Here is a 1,163-nt window from a genome sequence, read left to right as displayed (position 1 = left end):
TGGATTTGCCCCCGTACCTCCGGACACCGCCTCACACTTGAGTTGATAAATCGTTCCTGCGCCTGAACTCGCGTGGCGAGCGGTACTTCAATGCGCTATGAGGGTGGTGCTCGTTGTAATGCTCGAACGCGACCGCGAGATTTTGCGCCGCAGTCGCTGCGTCGGGCTTTGGCATGAAGGCGACGTAATCACGCTTCATCGTCTTCACGAAGCTTTCTGCCATGCCGTTACTTTGCGGGCTGCAGACAGGTGTGGTCAATGGCTTCAGGCCAATGCCAGACGCGAAGGTCCTGGTCTTTTCCGCCGTGTAGCCCGAGCCATTGTCCGTCAGCCATTCGATTTCCGTCGGCGCCTTCAGGACATTGCCAAAGCGGTTTTCAACGGCTGCCAGCATGACATCACGCACCACGTCGCCGCTGTGGCCGCCGGTCGTCGCCGCCCAACTCATTGCCTCACGGTCACAGCAATCGAGCGCGAACGTGACGCGCAACGGTTCGCCGTTGTCGCAGCGAAATTCGAAGCCGTCAGAGCACCAGCGTTGATTGCTCTTCGCCACTGCAACCTTGCCATCGTGTCGACGCTGCGGCGGTGGCGAAGAGGGTCTGCGTTGTAGCAGCAGGCCGTGAACGCGCATCACCCGATATACGCGTTTGGCGTTGATGGGCGCAATGCCTCGGCCTTCCCGCTGACGACGCAACATACCCCAGACCCGGCGATAACCATAGCTCGGCAGGTCACTCACGGTCAGCCGTATCTCTTCGACCAGCCCGGCATCGTCCGTCTTCCTGGCGCTGCGTCCATCCCGCCAGTCGGCTGGACGTGCAAGCTTTGCCGCCACGTTTGAGCGCGCTACACCGAGAACGTCGCAGACCTGCTTCACTGCTCGTCCCCCGGCAATGAGGGTGAGCGCGCAATCCATTTTCGCGACTTCGCCACCTCCACCGCTTCACGAAGAATCTCGTTCTCCATTGTCTTTTTGCCGAGCAGTCGCTGGAGTTCCCTGATTTGCTTGAGCGCATCGCTCAGTTCCGACGCTGGTACGACTTGCTCGCCGGCACTGACTGCCGACAGGCTGCCATCCTGATACAGCTTGCGCCAATGGAACAGCTGGTTCGGATTGACGCCGTGCTGGCGTGCAACCATCGAGACCGACTTGCCTGGCT

General features: G+C 60.4%; 1 protein-coding gene. It reads right to left on the bottom strand.

The features are described from left to right. Nucleotides 1-31: 31 nt before the first annotated feature. Nucleotides 32-1,163, bottom strand: a protein-coding gene (locus HV770_RS38055) for an IS3 family transposase (protein ID WP_175166533.1) whose coding sequence is annotated in 2 segments (ribosomal slippage) — nt 32-936 and nt 936-1,163 — 1,133 coding nt annotated over the 2 segments. Because the reading frame shifts where the segments join, the coding sequence is not laid out codon by codon here. This gene is flagged as partial in the annotation.

This window comes from Paraburkholderia fynbosensis, assembly GCF_902859935.1.
Classification (GTDB): Bacteria; Pseudomonadota; Gammaproteobacteria; order Burkholderiales; family Burkholderiaceae; genus Paraburkholderia; species Paraburkholderia fynbosensis.
This window is presented reverse-complemented; position numbering and strand designations above follow the sequence as displayed.